This window comes from Frankia tisae (assembly GCF_025403405.1).
Lineage (GTDB): Bacteria > Actinomycetota > Actinomycetes > Frankiales > Frankiaceae > Frankia > Frankia tisai.
Genome location: NZ_JANEZT010000024.1, coordinates 1 through 15,722 on the forward strand (window position 1 = coordinate 1; position 15,722 = coordinate 15,722).

General features: G+C 74.2%; 16 protein-coding genes. 11 read left to right on the forward strand and 5 right to left on the reverse strand.

The features are described from left to right. Nucleotides 1–171 precede the first annotated feature (171 nt). Nucleotides 172–408, reverse strand: a complete 237-nt coding sequence (locus tag NBZ85_RS04025; protein WP_261554482.1) for a hypothetical protein — start codon at nt 406–408, stop codon at nt 172–174. A gap of 146 nt (nt 409–554) precedes the next feature. Here NBZ85_RS04025 and nth point away from each other — a divergent pair, with 146 nt between their 5' ends. Genes nth through NBZ85_RS04045 form a run of 4 tightly spaced genes read left to right on the forward strand, consistent with a single transcriptional unit; the run spans nt 555 to nt 3,887 of the window. Further along, a complete protein-coding gene (gene nth / locus NBZ85_RS04030) occupies nt 555–1,289 on the forward strand; it encodes an endonuclease III (RefSeq protein WP_261554483.1) in 735 nt (244 codons plus the stop codon). Between the two features lie 5 nt (nt 1,290–1,294). Continuing rightward, a complete protein-coding gene (locus NBZ85_RS04035; protein WP_261561525.1) occupies nt 1,295–2,200 on the forward strand; it encodes an NUDIX hydrolase in 906 nt (301 codons plus the stop codon). A 19-nt stretch (nt 2,201–2,219) separates the two neighbouring features. Next, nucleotides 2,220–2,684, forward strand: a complete 465-nt coding sequence (locus NBZ85_RS04040; RefSeq protein WP_261554485.1) for a cupredoxin domain-containing protein — start codon at nt 2,220–2,222, stop codon at nt 2,682–2,684. A gap of 18 nt (nt 2,685–2,702) precedes the next feature. Then, nucleotides 2,703–3,887, forward strand: a complete 1,185-nt coding sequence (locus NBZ85_RS04045) for a MarP family serine protease (protein ID WP_261554486.1) — start codon at nt 2,703–2,705, stop codon at nt 3,885–3,887. A 78-nt stretch (nt 3,888–3,965) separates the two neighbouring features. Here NBZ85_RS04045 and NBZ85_RS04050 read toward each other — a convergent pair whose 3' ends face one another. Together NBZ85_RS04050 and NBZ85_RS04055 are read right to left on the reverse strand one after the other, a co-directional pair. Next, nucleotides 3,966–4,880, reverse strand: a complete 915-nt coding sequence (locus tag NBZ85_RS04050; protein WP_261554487.1) for an alpha/beta fold hydrolase — start codon at nt 4,878–4,880, stop codon at nt 3,966–3,968. A gap of 156 nt (nt 4,881–5,036) precedes the next feature. Beyond that, nucleotides 5,037–5,588 carry a phage holin family protein gene (locus NBZ85_RS04055; RefSeq protein ID WP_261554488.1) on the reverse strand — a complete coding sequence of 184 codons (552 nt, stop codon included), beginning with the start codon at nt 5,586–5,588 and terminating at the stop codon, nt 5,037–5,039. Nucleotides 5,589–5,899: 311 nt separating this feature from the next. On the opposite strand from NBZ85_RS04055, the gene NBZ85_RS04060 reads away from it, so the two are divergent. The 7 genes from NBZ85_RS04060 to NBZ85_RS04090 all read left to right on the forward strand — a co-directional run bounded on the left by NBZ85_RS04060 (nt 5,900) and on the right by NBZ85_RS04090 (nt 12,376). Beyond that, nucleotides 5,900–6,895, forward strand: coding sequence for a hypothetical protein (locus NBZ85_RS04060; RefSeq protein ID WP_261554489.1), 996 nt, complete (start codon nt 5,900–5,902; stop codon nt 6,893–6,895). A 413-nt stretch (nt 6,896–7,308) separates the two neighbouring features. Further along, nucleotides 7,309–8,496, forward strand: a complete 1,188-nt coding sequence (gene ssd, locus NBZ85_RS04065) for a septum site-determining protein Ssd (RefSeq protein WP_261554490.1) — start codon at nt 7,309–7,311, stop codon at nt 8,494–8,496. After that, nucleotides 8,487–9,686 carry a TadA family conjugal transfer-associated ATPase gene (locus NBZ85_RS04070; protein ID WP_498041229.1) on the forward strand — a complete coding sequence of 400 codons (1,200 nt, stop codon included), beginning with the start codon at nt 8,487–8,489 and terminating at the stop codon, nt 9,684–9,686. Before ssd ends, NBZ85_RS04070 begins: the two co-directional genes overlap by 10 nt. Next, complete coding sequence (locus NBZ85_RS04075; RefSeq protein WP_261554491.1) at nt 9,683–11,068, forward strand: type II secretion system F family protein; 1,386 nt, start codon at nt 9,683–9,685, stop codon at nt 11,066–11,068. Before NBZ85_RS04070 ends, NBZ85_RS04075 begins: the two co-directional genes overlap by 4 nt. A 70-nt stretch (nt 11,069–11,138) precedes the next feature. Further along, entirely contained in the window at nt 11,139–11,411 is a 273-nt protein-coding gene (locus NBZ85_RS04080; protein WP_261554492.1) for a DUF4244 domain-containing protein, read from the forward strand. A 9-nt stretch (nt 11,412–11,420) separates the two neighbouring features. Further along, entirely contained in the window at nt 11,421–11,894 is a 474-nt protein-coding gene (locus NBZ85_RS04085) for a TadE family protein (RefSeq protein WP_261554493.1), read from the forward strand. Beyond that, entirely contained in the window at nt 11,891–12,376 is a 486-nt protein-coding gene (locus tag NBZ85_RS04090) for an Rv3654c family TadE-like protein (RefSeq protein ID WP_261554494.1), read from the forward strand. Before NBZ85_RS04085 ends, NBZ85_RS04090 begins: the two co-directional genes overlap by 4 nt. On the opposite strand, the gene NBZ85_RS04095 is transcribed toward NBZ85_RS04090, so the two are convergent. After that, nucleotides 12,349–13,266, reverse strand: coding sequence for a hypothetical protein (locus NBZ85_RS04095; protein WP_261561526.1), 918 nt, complete (start codon nt 13,264–13,266; stop codon nt 12,349–12,351). The two genes, NBZ85_RS04090 and NBZ85_RS04095, sit on opposite strands and share 28 nt — an antisense overlap. A gap of 88 nt (nt 13,267–13,354) precedes the next feature. Continuing rightward, complete coding sequence (locus tag NBZ85_RS04100; RefSeq protein WP_498041230.1) at nt 13,355–15,706, reverse strand: DEAD/DEAH box helicase; 2,352 nt, start codon at nt 15,704–15,706, stop codon at nt 13,355–13,357. Nucleotides 15,707–15,722 lie beyond the last annotated feature (16 nt).

A 15,722-nucleotide genomic window follows, 5' to 3' on the forward strand; every position in this document is an offset into this window, starting at 1 on the left:
CGGGAACGGGTGGGAAAAGCGGTGGGAAAACCGTTGCCCGCGCCGCCCGCCACGCACCCATACCCGGACCGTTCATGGCGCGCGGCGGACGACATGTGGTATACGCCGGCACCGACCATCAACCCGACATCGGATGACCGGCGGGCGAACTGCCGGAACATCAGGCGGGCATCAGGCCGCCCGATGCTTTCCGGGCGACGGGCGGCGCAGCCGGCGGCGGTACCGCTCGAGCGCGGCGGGCAGCCCCTGCTGGACGAAGGTGTCGACCTCGTCCGGTTGGGCGTTGTCGAGGAAGCCCTCCAGGCCCTTGCCCGTGTCGGCGGCGTTCAACGGGCGTTCCACCCGTTCCATCGCCAGCAGCAGGCCGAGAAGCAGCAGAGGAAAGAAGATCGCGGCAATGACAAACATGACTCCCCTATGGTGGCCGACGGGCGATCGGCGGGCGCACCGGGGGTAGGTGTGTCGCGCATCCGGTTGCCGGCGCCCGAGCCGACCACACGGCATGCTCTCCGGTGCCAACCGAGCCGGATCGACCGGCGGATACGCTGCGAGACATGCCCGCCGACCTCGACACCGCGGCCGAGACACCGCTCGCGAAGACCCGGCGGGCCCGGCGGATCGTGCGCCTGCTGGGCGAGATCCACCCTGATGCCCACATCGCGTTGCACTTCGGCAACGCTCTTGAGCTGCTGGTCGCAACGGTGCTGTCCGCCCAGTGCACCGACAAGAAAGTCAACGAGGTCACACCGGCGGTCTTCGCCAGGTATCGGACGGCGGCGGGCTACGCGGCCGCCGACCGGGCCGAGCTCGAGACCCTGCTGCGGCCGACCGGGTTCTTCCGCGCCAAGGCGAACTCGCTGATCGGCATCGGCGCGGCGCTCACCGAGCGCTTCGGCGGCCAGGTCCCCGGCAGACTCGACGAGCTGACCACCCTGCCCGGTGTGGGCCGCAAGACGGCGAACGTCGTCCTGGGCCACGCGTTCGACACCCCGGGCATCACCGTGGACACCCATGTAGGGCGGCTGTCGCGCCGCTTCGGGCTGACCACCCAGACCGATCCGGTCCAGGTCGAGAGCGACCTCGCCGCGCTCATCGAACGCCGGGACTGGACCATCGCCTCCGACCGCATGATCTTCCATGGACGCCGCTTCTGCCATTCCCGGCGGCCTGCGTGCGGCGCCTGCGCCCTGGCTCGGCTGTGCCCGTCGTTCGGGCTCGGTCCCACGGAGCCGGGCGAGGCCGCCAAGCTCGTGCGGGGAACACTCGCCGACGTCGAAACCTTGCGGTGAAGGAGATGTCCACGCATTCTTCCGCTTCCCCCGACTCGCCGTCCCCCGTTCCCCCGGACGCGACGGACTCGCCGGGTGACGCTGCGAACCCCAGGATCGCCAGCCCCGTCGAGGTCGCCAGCCCCAACGAGGTCGCCCGCCCGGCGGAGATCACCCGCCCACCCGCGGTGCCGCGCCCATCGGGCCCTGCCGACGCGGCTGCGGTCGCGGTCGCGGTCGCCGGTGTGCCCCCGCCGCCGTGGCTGCGCACCCTCGCCAGCCAGCTTGGGGACACCCTGGTGACCGGCCATACCCGCCCCGGCCCGCGGGCCGTCGACGCCCGGCGGGCGGCCGTGCTGATCCTGTTCGGCGCGGGCCCGGACGGGCCGGACGTCCTGCTGCTCGAACGGGCGGCCGAGCTGCGCAGCCACGCGAGCCAGCCCGCGTTTCCCGGCGGCGCGGCCGACGCCACCGACATCGACCGGGTCGACACCGCGCTGCGGGAGGCCGCGGAGGAGGTCGGCCTCGACCCTGCCGGCGTCGAGGTGCTCGCCGTCGCCCCGCCGCTGCACCTCCAGGCCAGCCACTACCTCGTGACCCCGGTGCTCGCCTGGTGGCACACCCCGTGCGCGGTCGCTCCCGTCGACCTCGCCGAGACGTCGTTCGTCTCCCGGGTGCCGCTGGCCGAACTCGCCGACCCGGCCAACCGGGTCATGCTGCGCTACGCCCAGAGTGACCTGCTCAGCCCGGCGTTCCAGGTGCACGGCATGCTGGTCTGGGGCTTCACCGCCGGCATCCTCGACATCCTGCTGCGGCTGGGAGGATGGGAGCGCCCATGGAACCACTCGGCGGTGGTCGACCACCCGCCCACACGGGCGATTCCCGCGGCGTCCCCACCGCCCCCGCCGCGACGCTCGCCGAGCACGCCCTGACACCGAGAGGTACCGCCCCATGACCTGTACCGCGGACCGCGACCAGGCGGCCCGCCCGGCGGAGAAGAGCTCGCCCCACCGGCGAGCGTCCCGTGCGGCCGCGCTGCTCGGACTCGTCCTCGCCGTGCTGCTGAGCGTGGCGGGCTGCGGCGGCGACGGCGGCGACAGTCCGTCGGCCGGCCCCACGCTGAGCGCCACCCGGGGCGCGGACGGCGTCCAGGTGTTCGCCGTCACCGGCCTGCCGAGCATGAAGTTCTCCGCCACGCAGCTGGTGGCGAAGGCTGGGAAGATCCGCATCGACTTCTCCGTCGCGCAGGGCTCGCCGCCGCACAACTTCGTCGTCCCGCGTATCCCTGCCGCCCACACCAGCATCGTCTCCGCCGGTGAATCACAGAGCGTCACTTTCGCGGTGACGCAGCCGGGGGACTACCCGGTGGTCTGTACCCTGCATCCCAACATGACGGCCACGCTGAAGATCATCTGAGTCCGAGCAGACTCCGCCGTGCCCAACGTGCTCGACGTCATCCTGCTGCTGCTCGTCGTCCTGTTCGCGGTCTCCGGCTACCGGCAGGGCTTTCTGGTGGGTGCCCTGTCGTTCATCGGTTTCCTGGGCGGCGGCGTGCTCGGCGCAAAGATCGCGAAACCGTTCACCGGGCTGATCGGTCAGGAAGGTCACGGCGCGCTGATCGGCCTGCTCGTCGTGCTCGGGCTCGCCCTGGCCGGCCAGGTCGCCGGCACTGCGGTCGGTGTCGCGCTGCGTGACCGGATGACCTGGCGGTCGGGGCGGGCCGTCGACGCCGCCGCCGGGGCGGTGCTCTCCGGGGTGTCGGTGCTGCTCATTGCCTGGCTGCTCGCGAACGTCGCCGACCGTTCCCCCTTCGAGTCACTCGCCCGATCGGTCCACGACTCCCGCGTGCTCGCGACGGTGGACGCCGGCATGCCGGACGGCGTCCGCGAGACCTTCGCCGACCTGCGCCAGCTCGCCGACGACAAGGCCTTCCCCGAGGTCTTCGCCCGCCTTGGAGGCGAGCGGATCATCGCGGCCGGGCCGCCGGACCCGGCCACCGCCCAGAGCGCCGGGGTGCAGGCCGCGGCGGCGAGCATCGTGAAGATCCGCGGCGTCGCTCAGGCCTGCGACCAGCGGGTCGAGGGATCCGGCTTCGTCATCGCCCCCCAGCGGGTCATGACCAATGCGCACGTTGTCGCCGGGGTCCGCCATCCCACGGTTGTGCTGTCCACCGGCACCGTGGCCGCCGAGGTCGTGGTGTTCGACCCGGACAAGGACATCGCCGTGCTGCGGGTGCCGGACCTGCAGCGCCCGCCGCTGCGGATACGGGCCAGCCCGCCGGCCGCGGCCGAGGAGCCGGCGGTCATCGCCGGGTATCCCCAGGACGGGCCCTACACCACCGTCGCCGCCCGCGTCCGCAACCATCAGCGGGCCCGCGCGGCGAACATCTACGAGCACGGCACCGTGGTGCGCGACATCTACGCGGTTCGCGGCCAGGTGCTGCCCGGGAACTCGGGCGGCCCGCTGCTCGCCCCGGACGGGACCGTGCTCGGCGTGGTGTTCGCCGCGGCCATCGGCGACGACGACACCGGGTACGTGCTCAGCGCCGCCGAGGTCGCGCAGCCCGCCGCGGTCGGCAGCGTCGCCGTGACGCCGGTCAGCACGCAGGGATGCGACTGACGGCCGTCCCCAGTGGCCGCCGACCGGCGGGAGCGAGGGGAAGATCCGGCCCCCGCGCGCGGGGGCCGCGCCGACGCCTCAGGAGCCGAGCCAGGCGAGCAGTTCGGCGTTGACGAGGTCCGGCGCCTCCTCGTGGGGAAAGTGCCCGACCTCGCCGAGCAGCTTCCACGTATAGGGACCGCTGACGTAACGACCGGACCCCTGAGCGGTGGACGGCAGGAAGCAGCGATCGGCCGCGCCGTGGATCTGCAGCGTGTCAACGCGCAGCAACCGCCGCAGCTCGCCGGCGAACCGCGCCCCGTCCGGCCGGAACATCGACCGGAACATCCACCGGTGGTATTCCAGGGAGCTGTGCGCCACGCCGGGGATGCGCATCGCCGAGCGGTAACGCCGCTCCGCCTCGGCGTCGGGATACCCCGGGCCTCCCCACCCGCGTAAGAGGGCAGCGACCCGACCGGCGTCCCTGGCGACCAGAGCCCGTTCGGGTCGCCAGGGCAACTGAAAGCCCGCCAGGTAACGGCTCGCGGCGCCCTGGCCCCGGGGGTCCACCACGATCTGGTGCCGCAGCCGCAGCGGGTGCGGCATCGCCAGGACCGCGAGGCGACGGATGACCATCGGATGGCGGGTCGCCGTAGTCCAGCCGAGCAGCCCGCCCCAGTCGTGGCCGACGATGACCGCATCCTGCTCGCCGAGCGCCCGGATGAGGCCGGCAATGTCGTCGGACAGGGTGAACGCGTCATAGCCCCGCGGCGGCTTGTCGCTCGCCCCGTATCCGCGCAGGTCCGCAGCGACGGCGCGGTAGCCCGCGGCGGACAGCGCGATGAGCTGGTGGCGCCAGGCCCACCAGAACTGCGGGAAGCCGTGCAACAGCAGAACCAGCGGGCCGCGGCCGAGCTCCGCGATGTGTAGCCGGGTGCCGTTGGCGGACACGTCCCGATGCCGCCACGGCCCGTCAATCAGGACGCTGGCGGGCTCGGAAACGGTGTCCTCCATCGCCTGCCAGAATGGCAGACCGCAACCTGCCGCGGACCGGCGGTGGTCGGCTGGGACAGGCGTGACCGGGCCGGCGACTTCCGTGCCGGCCCGCCCAGGAGGACCCCGCCGGTGTTCCGGCGACCCGGCCCAGCCATGGCGGTCAGAGCTGGGTGGTCAAAGCTGGGCGGTACCCCCCACGCCGGCCGGCACGGCCGACCCTGCCGTGTTCGCCTCGGCTGCCGTGTTCGCCCCGGATGCACCGTTCGCCCCGGATGCCGTGCCCGCCGGCGATGCGGTGCCCACCGGGGACGCCGGTGCCGCAGTGGGATTGCGCAGCCAGGAGATGTCGTCCCGGACGGTCTGGATGGTCCGTTCAGGCGGGGAAAGCCGACGGAACCTGCGGATCGCGAACAACGCCAGCAGACCTGCGACCACCAGGTACCCCGCCGCAGTGAGCAGATACGACCAGAACCGTTCGACGCCGGCCCAGGTGATCAACTCGCCGAGGAAGATCGTGACGGCGATCAGGGCGCAGAGCCCAAGCCCGGCCGCCACCGCGAGGAAGGCCACCCCGAGCGCGGCCGAGACGGCCTGCCGGGTCAGCTCGGCCTTGGCGAGGTTGATCTCTTGACGGACGAGCAGCGAGACATCGCGGGTGGCCAACGCCACCAGCTCGCCCAGCGAGGGCTCCCGGCCGTTGCGAGTATTTCCGGCAGTAGTCGACACTTTCGTCCTCCTCTGGCTCGCGACCTGACCGGTGTGGTCGGGACACGAGGCCCATCGCCCCGCCCAGGTGATCCGCGCCGGCGGCGGACCGGGAGACCCGACCGGAGACGCCCCGCGCGGACCCCTCGCCCGTCACACCGCCGACGCACCTCCCGGCGGCCCCTGCGCGGCCCGCCGCTCCTTGTCCTGATGCGCAGTCTCCCCCGGACGGACGTCTCCGGGGGGCGAACGACGCGGCTGCGCCCGTGTGACGCCTTCGACGGCCGGCTTCGTAGCGACTTCGGGTGGCGCGGACGGGTACGGTGCCAACCGTGAATCCCCGCCCGTCCGGATCCGTCCTCGCCGCCGACCCGCTCGCCCGAGTCACTGCCCTGCCTGGGGTGCGCGAGGCTGCGGACAGGGCCCGCGCGGCCGTCGACACGCTTTTGCGGCACCGCGTCCTGCGCCGGCAAAGCGCCGAGGTGACTGCGGAGGCGTCCCTTCGGGTGGCTCGCGCCTCGGCCGCTTTGGAGGGGCACGAGATCAGCCTGGACGGGCTACGCGGCTACCTCTCGGGCGCTGGCACTGACGCGCCGCTCACCCCGGCCGCACCGAACCCGGCCGCGCAGTCGGCCCCGCCGGCCGGCGGCGAGGTTCCGGCCGCCCTGCTCCCTGCCGGCCTGCCCTCTCTCGCCACGCCTGCCCTCGACCAGCCCTCCCCCGTCGTGCTGGGAACAGTCCGGCTCTGTGCCGAGCTCGGGATGCTCGCGCCGGCCTGGGAGCGGGCGCCCCGCCAGGCCCTCGCGCGCATGCACGTCCTGTTGGGGCGCGGATACCTGCCCGACGATGAGCTCGGCCGGCCCCGTGCCGACGCGGGCACCCGCGAGCTGCTCGACCCGCTGCGGCTCGGCCCGCCACCTCACTCGGTCGAGACCTCGGTGCGGCTGGATGGCCTGACCGGGCTACTCGTCGCCCCGACCACGGCGCCGGCCGTCGTGGTGGCCGCAGTGGTACACGGGGAGCTGCTGGCGCTACGGCCCTTCGGCGTGCTGGACGGCGTCATCGCCCGAGCCGCCGCCCGGCTGGTCCTCATCAGCCGCGGTCTGGACCCCAAGGCGCTGACCGCCACCGATGTCGGACATCTGGAAGTCGACCAGGTCGATGACTCCGGAACGCCAATCCTCGGCTACCGCGACGCCGCCGCGGCCTACGTGAACGGTGGGGCACAGGGGGTCACGGCCTGGGTGCTGCACTGCGCGAGGGCCCTCGAACTGGCCGCCCGGGAGTCGCTGGCCATCTGCGAGGCACTCGGCCGCGCCGCCGCCTGATCAATCCCGCGGTTTCGCCGCACCCCCGCGCAGGAGAGGCGTCCCGCGCAGGAGAGGCGTCCCGCGAGCGAGGGCATGCCCAGAACCCGCGTAACGCGTGGTTTGAGCCCGCCCGCTCTCGGGGTAGGCCCTGACATGTCGGATCTAGTGGCCGCAGTGCCATCCGACCCGGTCTAAGACGGGAAGCCCCCATGTGGGCCATGTCCCGAGGCGGCCCTCGCACTCCCCCCTTGCGTGGGCCGCCTCCTCATTTTCGTCGTCGGCATTTTTGTCATCGGCGCGGGTTCCCCGGCCGCGGGCCAAAACCTCCATGACAGCACGGCGAGGCCCTGTGGAGGGCGCTCATCCACAGGGCCTGCTTCGGCGCATGGTGGGCCACGTCCTTCCCAGACCGACCGGGAATCGAGCCCACCATGCCTCCCGCCATGCCCCTGCTCACCCCCGCGGACGGCCGCGAAGCGCGGCCACTCCTCGTGACCAGCGCCCCGGACCTGCTCGACGATCTTCTGCGCCTGGCCGCAGCCGCCGACGTCACCACAACCGTCGCCACCGAACCGGGCGCGCTGCGCCGCGCCTGGGCGGTGGCGCCCCTGGTCGTCGTCGGCATGGACCGTGCCGAGGCATGCATCGCTGCCGGCCTGCCCCTGCGCCCGCACGTGGTTCTGGTCGGCGGCCACGTCGAGGACGGCCGCGTGTGGTCCGCGGGCGCCCGCCTTGGCGCCGATCACGTGATCTTCCTGCCGGAGGCGGAGCCCTGGCTGATCGACGTCTTCAGCGATCCCGAGAGCCTCAGGCGCGGATCGGTGACGATCGGGGTGGTCGCCGCCCGGCGCGGCAGCGGCGCGTCGACGCTGGCCGTCTCGCTGGCGCTGTCGGGCCTGCGCCACGGCCTGCGCACGATGCTGGTCGACGCCGACCCGCGGGGCGGCGGGGTGGCGCCCGGATTCGCGCGGCTCCTGCCGGCCGCGGATGATACCCCGCCGGACGGCTCCGACCCGCGGCCGGCAAAACCCTTCCCGCCGCCGGACGGAGCACCGCCGGGCCCGCTGCGCGGGGATATGTCCACCTTCCGGCCGGAGCTGCTGGCACGGGGCGGCGACCTGACGGTGGTGTCCTGGGATCTTGGCCTCGGGCCCGACGTCCCGGTGGGGCCGATGGCCACGCTGCTCTCGACCGCCCGGTCCACGTCGGACCTGGTGGTCATCGACCTGCCCTGGCAGCAGGACTCGGCCGCCACCCTCGCACTCGGCTCCTGCCGGACGGCGCTGGTGGTGCTGAGGGCAGATCTGGCATCCGTGATGGCTGCCGAGCGTGTCTGCACGGTGGTCAGGCGACGCTGCCCGGACGTGCAGGCGGTCGTGCGTCGACGCCCGTCGGCCGGGATCTCCCCGGCGGCGGTCAGCGAGATGCTCGGAGTGCCGCTGGCCGGGGTCATCGCCGACGCCCGCCAGCCGGCGACCACGGCCGGCCCCGGCACGCCGCGGGATGCCGCCCCGGGGCCGCTCGGCGACCGACTGCTGGCCCGGCTGGGGCTCCTGCCACGGCCGAACAGTCAAGAGGCATCGGACGGCCCGAGCACGGAGCCCCGGACATGGGCGTGAAGGGCCGGGACGCGGCGGGCCTGCGCGGGGTGGCGTCGCCGACCACCGAGTCCCTCAGCACCACAACGCCCAACACCGCAATGCCCAGCACCGCAACGCCCAGCGCCGGCCCCCTCGGCGCAGGACCGCTTGATCCCCTCCTCGCCGATCCGCACGTCACCGACGTGCTGGTGAACGCCCCCGACGAGATCTGGGTGGAGCGGCAGGGCCGGCTGACGAGGACGGCGGTCACCTTCGCCGACGAGGACGCGGTGCGCCGCCTCGCCGTCCGACTCGCGTCGGCCGCCGGCCGCCGGCTGGACTCCGCCGTGCCCTTCGCCGACGTCCTGCTGGGCGACGGCACCCGGATGCACGCCGTCCTCGCGCCCACCGCCGTGCGCGGCACCTGCCTGTCCCTGCGGCGCCCCCGGCGCCGGCCGTTCACCTTCGACGAACTCGTACTTGCCGGCACGCTGAGCCCCGCGGTGGCCGCGGTGCTCCACGCGCTGCTGCACGCACGGCTCGCGGTCGTCGTGACGGGTGGCACCGGCACGGGCAAGAGCACACTGCTCGCCGCCCTGCTGGGCGCGGTGCATCCGGGCGAGCGAATCGTTCTCGTCGAGGACACCGCCGAGCTCGCGGTGAGCCGGCCCGGCCTGGTCCGGTTGGAGGCCCGGCCGCCCAACATCGAGGGCGCCGGCGAAGTGACCCAGCGCGAGCTGGTTCGGCAGGCGATGCGGATGCGACCGGACCGCCTCGTCGTCGGCGAGGTCCGCGGACCCGAGGTGCTCGATCTGCTCGTCGCCCTCAACACCGGGCACGAGGGGGGTCTGAGCACCGTGCACGCGAATGACACCGGCGCCCTACCCACCCGGCTGGAGGCGTTGGCCGCCCTCGCCGGGCTGTCCCGGGCGGCGGTGCACAGCCACGTCGCCGCGGCCCTGCACGCGGCCGTCCACCTGCACCGGGATGCGGACGGCCAGCGCAGGGTCCGGGCGGTCGGTGTGTTCCGCCGGGCGCCCGACGGGCTGGTGCAGGTCGTCCCCGCGTTGATCGCACCCCCGGCCGCCTTCCGGCGGGCAGACCCGCGGCGCGGCGAGGGCCCCGTGGCCGCGGAGGGGCTGCCGCTGCTGCGAAGCCTGCTCGACGTCCGCGGGGTGCGTCTGCCGGCATTCGTCGGCGCTGCTGCGCCACCAGGACGGCGATCTTGATCACCTCGATGGGGGCAACGGGCTCGGCCACCCGCGTCCGCCGTCGCGGCCCGGACGGGACCGCGCGGACAAACCGGGCCGCTGCGGTCGCGGTGGCGCCCACCGCCATGCTGGGCATTGCCGTGCTGGGCACTGCCGCAGTACTCGCAGTGAGCGCCGGACCCGTCGCCGCGGTGACTGTGAGCGTGTCGCTCGGCTGCCTCGCACGCGCCGTTCGGCGGGAGCGGGCGCGACGGCGGCAGGCCATGGTGCGCGCGTGCGCGGAGGACTTTCTCGCAGCCTTCGCCGCAGAACTCGACGCGGGGGGTCCCCACGGGCCCGCCCTGCGCGCCGCCGCAGGCGGCATCGACGCGCTCGGTACCGCCCCGGGCCGTGGCCCTGGCTGGATCCCGCTCGACCAGCTGGCGGCGACGCTCGCGGGAGCGGACGACCCCGGGGTCGTCCTGTGCCGAAACGAGGCCAACGCCGTGCGCCAGCTCGGCATCGCCTACCAGGTCTGCACGATGGTCGGCGCCCGGCTCGCGCCCGTCGCCACGATGCTGGCCTCACTGGCCCGGGCCGACGCCGTGCGGGCCGGGGAACTGGCGGCGGCGCTGGCTGGTCCTCGGTCCTCCGGTCGGCTGGTGGCCGCGCTCCCGCTGGCCGGGATCGCGCTGGGATCGCTGGCCGGCGGCCACCCGCTGCACACGCTGCTTGCCACCCCCGCCGGCAACGCCTGCCTGGTGGCCGGGAGCGTGGCTGACCTGGTGGGACTGCGCTGGCTGCGGTCCTTCGCGGACCGGGTCGAGCGGCGAGCGGGTCCGGTGGCCATGGATGCCGCCCGGACCGGTGGACCGGCCGGCACCGGCACCGGGCGCGAGCGCCTGCTCGCCGATCTACCGCTGGCCCTCGACCTGATCGCGGCTTGCCTGCGCGGCGGCGGGACGGTCGTCGCCGCCCTGGTGTCCGTCGGCGCCGCCAACGGCGGCGTGCTGGGCAGGGAGCTGCACCGGGCCGCCGACGCGATGGCGGCGGGGGTCGACGCCCACACCGCCTGCCACCGGCTGGTCGCTGTCACCGTCACGCGCGGCCGCGCTGCATGGCTGGCGCGGCTGCTGCGCGGCAATCCGCGCGCGTCGCCGGGATCGCGCTGGACCGCGATGATGCGAGCGGCTGTCTCAGCCTTCGACCGGGCTCAGACGTCCGGTGCGAAACCGGCCGCCGCCCTCGTCCGGCTCGCCCAGCGGGCCCGCGACGAGGCCCACGCGGAAAGCATTGCTGCAGCCCGCCGAGCCGGCGTGCTGGCCGTCGCTCCGCTCGGCCTCTGCTTCCTACCGGCCTTCCTGCTGATCGGCGTCGTCCCGGTCGTACTCGGATCCCTACCGAATCTGCTGCCGGCGTAGCCATCCGCTGCCGGCGTGGCCCGCACACACCACCCGATCCAGCTCTGCCCCGCTCCCGGAGGTGTTCCTGATGTTCCCGTTGAGGATGTTCCCGTCGTCCAGGATGGTCCCGTCGCCCAGCCGCCTGTCCCGCGTCCCGTTCGTCTGGGCCGCCTTCCGCCGCGCCCTCGCCGGCCGCCGCGGCACGGGCGGCCGTGACCTGGGGATGTCCACCGCCGAATACGCGGTCGGCACGCTCGCCGCGGTCGCGTTCGCCGGTGTCCTCTACGCGGTCGTGTCGAGTTCCGCGACTCGCTCGCTGGTCTCGGCGGTCGTGCAGCGCGCACTTACCGCCTCGTTCTGAGCGGCCGCGATGCGATGGTCCAGCACAGCGCCGCGGGGGCACGCGCACCCCACACCCCGCCCGCCGGCAGTCGCCCGGCCCCGGCGGGACGCAACCCGTGGGGCAGACGGCGGTCAGGCGACCGCGGAACTCGCGGCCGGCCTGCCCTCAGTGTTCGTCGTCTTCTTCCTCGCGGCCTGGATGCTCTCAGCGGTCGGCGCCCAGGCCCGGTGCGCCGACGCGGCGCGGATCGGCGCCCGGCTCGCGGCCAGGGGGGAGGCGCCGGCGACGGTCTCCGCCGCGGTGACCCGGGCGGCGCCCCGCGGCGCGACCCTGCAGCTGCACCACCGGGCGGGCCTGGTCGACGTCGAGGTGTCGGCGCCGGTGGGGGCCGCCGGCCTCGGCCGGCTGGTGCCGGCACTCGTCGTGACGGCGCACGCCATCACTCCCGTGGAGCCGGCCGCCTGCGCTGCATCGGACTGCCCACCACCGGGACCGCCGTGACCACCGGTGGCCACCGCCCCCCGACCGCCTCGATCCCCTGCGCGGCGACCCGGGACGGGCGGGACGCCGGATCGGCGACGATATGGCTGCTCGCCGTCCTGTTCGCGCTGCTGTCGCTGGCCGGGCTCGCCTTCACCGTGGCGGTGATCGGCGCGTCCCGGCAACGAGCTGCGGCGGCCGCCGATCTCGCAGCTCTCGCCGCCGCCGCCCTGCCCCCGGTCGACGAGCAGTCCATGTGCGCGCGAGCCCGGGAGATCAGCGCCGCCAACGGCGCCCGCCTGCTGGACTGCCATGTTGCCGCCGACGCCGTGGAGATCGCCGTCAGCGTGCGCCTGCCGGCGGTTGTCGGCGTGCTGCCCGACCTGACCGTCCATGCCCGAGCCGGCCCGTGGGGCGGCGCGGCGGGCGCCTATCGGCCAACCGCCCAGGACGAGGGCGGTCAGGACGAGGGCGGTCAGGAGCGGGCCCCCGCCCCGTCCTGAGCGGTCTGGTCGGCCTGGTCGGTCTGGTCGGCAGAGTCGTGGTCGCGGGTCTCCCGGCGGCCCAGGTCCGCGACGCGGGCCACGATCCGGTCGCCACGTCGCGGATGGGTGTTCATCGGCAGCGGCGCGCCGGAACCGGCGGCCGGCGAATCGGTCGCCGGCTTGTCCGAAGCCGGCGGCGTCGGCGGGGTGGGGACACGCACGGCGGAGCGCACCGGAGCGGTCTGCCGGACCTCGCCGGACAAGGTGGGCGAGGTGTCGCCGCCATAGGCCGGGACGGCCTCGGCGACCGGCCGGGCCTCGAAGACCGGGCGGGCCTCGCGGGCCGGGCGCGCTTCGAAGACCGGGCGGGCCTCTCGAGCCGGGCGCGCCTCGAAGACCGGGCGCGCCTCGAAGACCGGGCGGGCCTCGCGGGCCGGGCGGGCCTCGGCGGCCGGCCGCTTCGCGAGCGTGGGGCGCTTGGCCAGAGTGGGGCGCGACCGGGTGGGCGCGCCGGTGGTCCGCTCGTCGAGCCGCCTGCCGACCTCGGTGGCGGGAGCCGGGGGCGTCGCCGCGGGAGCGAGCGGCGCAGCACCAACCGATGCCGGTGCGGAAGGCGCCGGAGCCGTGCGGATCGCCGCCAGCTCGCGTGCCCGCTGCCGCTCGAGCCGTCGGCGGTGGCGGTCCCGCGCCAGGCCCTGCAGGGTCAGCTGCACTCCCGCGACCACCAGCACCCCGGCGGCGAGGCCCAGCACGAACAGGCCCCAGATGTCGAAGGAGAGAGATTGCCCCATGATCATCACGTCTGTCTGGCCGCTGTTCTCCAGCACCAGATCGGCGGTAAAAACTCCCGCAACCAGCAACAACACGACACCGACGGTTACCACCGGTACCTCCAGAACCATGGACATGGGCGAAACCGGCCACGAAGACACGCTGGGCTCGGCTTACCCGCCTTTGGTCGCGGCGGAACCGCACGGGCGCGGTGTGATCCGCGATTCAGCCAACCGCGCCGCTCACCGCGGTGAGCAGACGCCAGGCGGCGGCCTTGTCGAGCGGCTCGTTTCCATTGCCGCACTTTGGCGACTGCACGCAGGAGGGGCAGCCGGCCGGGCATTCACATGCGCCGACGGCGTCCCGGGTAGCGGCCAGCCAGTCCCCGATGCGCAGAAATCCCCGTTCGGCGAATCCCGCGCCGCCGGCGTGGCCGTCGTAGACGAAGACGCTGGTCCGGCCCGTGTCCGGGTGCAGGGCAGTCGACACGCCACCGATATCCCAACGGTCGCAGGTGGCGAACAGCGGAAGCAGGCCGATGGCTGCGTGCTCGGCGGCATGCACCGCGCCGGGCACATCCGCGGCCTCGACGGCGGCGCCGGCGAGCAGGTCGTCGGTGACGGTGTACCAGACGGCGCGCGTCCGCAGCTGCCTCGGCGGCAGGTCCAGCGGCTCCTGGCCGAGCACCTCCCCGGTCGCGACAAGCCGGCGCTGGTAGCCGACGACCTGGCTAGCGACCTCGACCACCCCAAGGTGCACCTCCACCTCGGGCAGGATTCGTGATCGCGACGACTCGACGATCCGGATGTCGGTGTGCTCGCGCGCGACCGTCGTCCACTCCGGGGACTCCTCGTGGACGAACGCCACCGACTCGGGCAGATCCAGGTCGTCCACGACGAAGCTCGAGCCCTGATGGAGGTAGACCGCCCCGGGATGCACCGCGGAGTGCGCGGCCGCCGCGTCGACCGTGCCCAGCAGGCGTCCGGTGGCCGTCTCGACGATACGGACCGGGGGGCCGCCGGTCCCCCGGATATCCACCTCCGGCCGGGTCCGCTGGGTCCAGAACCAGCCCGTGGGCCGGCGGCGCAGCCGCCCGCGGCGGACCAGGTCGTCGACGACGCGCGGCGCCGCCGGGCCGAACAGGCCCAGGTCCGCCTCGGTGAGGGGCAGCTCGGCGGCGGCGCACTCCAGCTGCGGGCCGAGCACGTAGGGGTTGTCCGGGTCGAACACGCAGGCTTCCACCGATCGACCGAACACCGCCTCCGGATGGTGGACAAGGTACGTGTCGAGCGGATCGTCCCGGGCGACCAGCACCGCCAGCGACCGCTGCCCGTCCCGGCCGGCCCGGCCGGCCTGCTGCCACAGCGAGGCGAGGGTGCCCGGAAAGCCGGCGGTGACCGTGGCATCCAGGCCGCTGATGTCCACCCCGAGCTCCAGCGCCGACGTCGCCGCGACACCGAGCAGGTCCCCCGCGCGCAGCCGGCGTTCCAGCTCGCGGCGCTCCTCCGGCAGGTAGCCGGCTCGATAGGCCGCCACTCGGTCCGCCAGGTCCGAACTCACGTGGCCCAGCTCTCGGCGGGCGGTGATCGCCACAACCTCCGCGGACCGGCGGGACCGGACGAACACCAGGGTGCGCACGCCGTCGGCGACGAGATCGGCGAGCAAATCGGCCGACTCGGCGGTGACCGACCGCCGGACCGGCGCGCCGTTCTCACCGGCGCCGCGCGGCTCGCCCGAGGCGCCCTGCGCCTCCCCCTCTGCCGGCCGCCGCCACAGCAGCGGGGGTTCGTAGAGCACGAAGTCCATCGGGCCTCGGGGCGCGCCGTCGTCATCGATCACCTCGACGTCGACGCCGGTGAGCCGCCCGGCCGACAACTGTGGGTCGGCGGTGGTGGCGGACGCCAGCAGGAACACCGGCTCCGACCCGTAACGCGCGCAGACCCGCCGCAGCCGCCGGATCACCGCGGCGACATGCGCGCCGAACACACCACGGTAGCCATGGCATTCGTCGATCACGACGAACCGCAGCCCGCGCAGGAACTGTGCCCACCGCCGGTGCTGGGGCAGGATCCCGCGATGAATCATGTCGGGATTGGTCAGGACAAGGCCGGCATGAGCCCGGACCCAGTCCCGCTCGGCCGCCGGCGTGTCGCCGTCGTAGGTTGCGGCCCGCACCCCGGTGAGCCGAAGCGACCGCACCGCCCGCAACTGATCATGCGCGAGGGCCTTCGTCGGCGACAGGTAAAGCGCGCGGGCGCCAGGCTGCGTGAGCAGCCTGGACAGCACGGGCATCAGGTATCCCAGCGACTTCCCGGAGGCCGTGCCGGTCGCCAGCACGACGCTGCGGCCGGCGTGGGCGGCCTCGGCCGCCGCCGCCTGGTGCGTCCACGGCTCGTCGATCCCGGCGGCGACCCACCGCCCACGCAGCACCGGGTCGACCCACTCCGGCCAGGGCGCGTGCCGCCCCGGCCGGGCCGCAACCGGCTCGACATGCGTCATGCACTGTGCGCGCCGCGCGTCGCGGCGCAGCCCGGCGAGGACCGTGTCCGCGCCGCCGATGTCCGCCGGCGAGCCCACGACCGTCGAGGATATG

Bases quoted from the DNA above. Each gene is read 5' to 3' on its own strand.
- NBZ85_RS04025 (WP_261554482.1), bottom strand. From the start codon at position 408: ATGTTTGTCATTGCCGCGATCTTCTTTCCTCTGCTGCTTCTCGGCCTG.
- nth (WP_261554483.1), top strand. From the start codon at position 555: ATGCCCGCCGACCTCGACACCGCGGCCGAGACACCGCTCGCGAAGACC.
- NBZ85_RS04035 (WP_261561525.1), top strand. From the start codon at position 1,295: ATGTCCACGCATTCTTCCGCTTCCCCCGACTCGCCGTCCCCCGTTCCC.
- NBZ85_RS04040 (WP_261554485.1), top strand. From the start codon at position 2,220: ATGACCTGTACCGCGGACCGCGACCAGGCGGCCCGCCCGGCGGAGAAG.
- NBZ85_RS04050 (WP_261554487.1), bottom strand. From the start codon at position 4,880: ATGGAGGACACCGTTTCCGAGCCCGCCAGCGTCCTGATTGACGGGCCG.
- ssd (WP_261554490.1), top strand. From the start codon at position 7,309: ATGCCTCCCGCCATGCCCCTGCTCACCCCCGCGGACGGCCGCGAAGCG.
- NBZ85_RS04070 (WP_498041229.1), top strand. From the start codon at position 8,487: ATGGGCGTGAAGGGCCGGGACGCGGCGGGCCTGCGCGGGGTGGCGTCG.
- NBZ85_RS04080 (WP_261554492.1), top strand. From the start codon at position 11,139: ATGTTCCCGTTGAGGATGTTCCCGTCGTCCAGGATGGTCCCGTCGCCC.
- NBZ85_RS04085 (WP_261554493.1), top strand. From the start codon at position 11,421: ATGCGATGGTCCAGCACAGCGCCGCGGGGGCACGCGCACCCCACACCC.
- NBZ85_RS04095 (WP_261561526.1), bottom strand. From the start codon at position 13,266: ATGTCCATGGTTCTGGAGGTACCGGTGGTAACCGTCGGTGTCGTGTTG.